The sequence below is a fragment of the Nostoc sp. CHAB 5715 genome (assembly GCF_020829685.1).
Taxonomy (GTDB): Bacteria; Cyanobacteriota; Cyanobacteriia; order Cyanobacteriales; family Nostocaceae; genus Nostoc.
This window is the reverse complement of the sequence record NZ_JAIVFR010001075.1, coordinates 1-2,372: the sequence shown is the minus strand read 5'-3', so window position 1 is coordinate 2,372 and position 2,372 is coordinate 1. Positions and strand designations below refer to the sequence as shown.

Genomic DNA, 2,372 nt, shown 5'->3' with positions numbered 1-2,372 from the left:
GAACCTCAAATATTTGACATTATAAGAGTTCCATGTATTAAACCTGAGCCGAGATGCCACCAACCCGAAAATTGGCTCATCAAGCATAATCAATTATGGGAAAATTTAGGAAATCCTACATTGAATCAAGCTCGACAGTTTCTAAATCCAGAAATTAAAAAGCAATCTTCTTGTGCCGAACTGTTAGGCAGTTTAGATAAAGAAGTAAGCTATGAGGAACTGAAAAAATCACCGCTTCCGTCTTCATTAGCATTGGTAAAGCCAAATCAACTCCAATGGCAAATTAATAGTAAGGGTAATTATCCAAATGAAAAAAAATTCCGTTCTCTTTTCTTCTTAGGTGAACATTTATATGATTTACCAATTACAGATCCTATCTGGATAGATAAACTCAAGTATTTTAAAGAAGGAATATATTCTTGTGAAGAAGTTATAGAAGAACTAGAATTGGAAGATTTTGAACCTGATCAATTTACACTAACTATTAGTTTAGGTGAACCTTTTCAACCTTTAGGACAAGAAAAAGAATTTTGCTACAAGTTAGTTGCAGCAGTAATAAACGTTGCAGATGTTAAGAAACGTTTTGGATGGAGCTAACCTTAAATTTCGTCTGGGGCAAAAGCGAATTGGTAAAATAAAAAGAAACAGTGTAACGGGGAACAAGGTAAATTAAAAAAGGCTGTTTTGCAGCATTAGCTAATGCTAAAACTTCGCGTAAGTTTTCGCTATGAGCAATTATTCCATTTGCATTGTAAGCGATATATTGATTTTTATATAAATCTAATAACATCTGGCGGTTACGATTCAACCACTTGAGTATTTCATCTGCTTCTCTTTTAGAGGGTGTTGTGTTCATATATTTAATTTTGTCCGTAAATGTGAAATATTTCTAGCACGAATATTAATTGTCTGGTGCAAGATTTGAACTACCAAACCTGACTTAAATCCAAAACAAACCCAGGTAGTAAAGGTTCACCGTAAAGGGTTTTAGGATTATCTAATACCTCAACCGCAATATTAGGACGATAAATAAAAACTCGGCGTTGTTTTCTATCAATTAACCAACCCAGTTGCGTGCCATTATCAATATACTCTTGCATCTTGTCTTGCAAAATTTGCAAGCGATCGCTCTGGGAACGCAATTCAATCACAAACTCAGGACAAATCGGTGCAAATTTCTTTCGCAGTTCTGGTGGTATCGCTTCCCAGCGATCGCGTTTTATCCATGCCGCATCTGGCGATCGCACCGCACCATTAGGTAAAGTAAACCCACCACTGGAACCAAAGCCTACACCTGTACCATCTTGCTTTGTCCATACCCATAACTGCCCAACTAAGTTAAAGTTGCGTTCATCAGTTTCGGAACCAGTAGGGGACATAATCACTAATTCTCCAGCAGCATTGCGTTCAATACGAAAATCACGGTTTAGCTGACAAAACTCATAAAACTGATCTTCGGTTAGTGCGATCGCAGGTTGCAATTGCAAAACCATTGGTATAATTTCTGTGGCTACAGGTAAGTTGGTGGTCATAATTGCTTTGTGGCTACTTCACCTGCTTTAACTATAATCTTTTCACAATCTACGGTGAAATGAGGGTTAACTCATGAAGATTGGAATTATTGGCACTGGAAACATGGGACGCTCTCTTGGTATTCTCTGGGCAGAGCAGGGGCATGAAGTATTTTTTGGCTCTCGTGATGCCGAAAAAGGAAAAGCAACGGCAGAGTTCGCAGGACGCGGAACGCAAGGTGGTACAAATGATCAGGCGGCGGCATTTGCTGATATAATTTTGTGGACAGTACGCAACATTATGCCAAAAGAGTTGCTTTCTCATCCTGAAGTTCTCAACAATAAAATTATTATTGATTGCAATAATCAGGATATTCCTGAAGGATTTGCTTATCCACCAATAGTAGAATCTCTAGCCGAAAAGCTTGCTAAAGATGTACCTCAAGCGCGGGTGGTAAAAGCTTTTAATACGATGGCGCAGGAAGTTTTTGAATTAGCACCTGAACCACTAAAGGATTATGGAGTTTCTGTTTTTGTTGCAGGAGATGATGAACAAGCCAGAAAAACAGTGATGGGGCTTGCCCAAGAAATCGGATTTTTAGCAGTAGATTCTGGTGTTTTACGTAATGCTCGATTGGTTGAAGGTTTAGGAGATTTTATTCGTTTGATTATAGGTGGTCAAAAACAGGGTGTTTATGCAACTATCTCTGTCAATGTCTTACCTACAGCCTCAGAACAACGTTTGGGTGGACGGCAAGCTTCGAGTTTGAAATGAACGTAAGTCAGATTATTGATTGAATACATTGCTGCAATCGACTTGCTTAATTCATTGCATCTCAGTACAGTAAAACACCAGAATCT

4 protein-coding genes are annotated in these 2,372 nt (G+C 38.4%); 2 read left to right on the top strand and 2 right to left on the bottom strand.

All coding sequences use genetic code 11. The annotated features are described in order from the left end of the window. A partial coding sequence (locus LC574_RS36075; protein WP_229458424.1) for a hypothetical protein occupies nucleotides 1–597 on the top strand: 597 nt, incomplete at its 5' end. On the opposite strand, the gene LC574_RS36070 is transcribed toward LC574_RS36075, so the two are convergent. Continuing rightward, the gene (locus LC574_RS36070; RefSeq protein ID WP_229458423.1) at nucleotides 572–856 is read right to left on the bottom strand and encodes a DUF5678 domain-containing protein; all 285 of its coding nucleotides are present in this window, start codon (nucleotides 854–856) and stop codon (nucleotides 572–574) included. The two genes, LC574_RS36075 and LC574_RS36070, sit on opposite strands and share 26 nt — an antisense overlap. A 70-nt stretch (nucleotides 857–926) precedes the next feature. Next, a complete protein-coding gene (locus LC574_RS36065; RefSeq protein WP_229458421.1) occupies nucleotides 927–1,532 on the bottom strand; it encodes a Uma2 family endonuclease in 606 nt (201 codons plus the stop codon). Nucleotides 1,533–1,605: 73 nt separating this feature from the next. Here LC574_RS36065 and LC574_RS36060 point away from each other — a divergent pair, with 73 nt between their 5' ends. Further along, nucleotides 1,606–2,286 (top strand): NADPH-dependent F420 reductase, encoded by a 681-nt coding sequence (locus LC574_RS36060; protein ID WP_229458419.1) that lies wholly within the window; start codon nucleotides 1,606–1,608, stop codon nucleotides 2,284–2,286. Nucleotides 2,287–2,372: the final 86 nt, after the last annotated feature.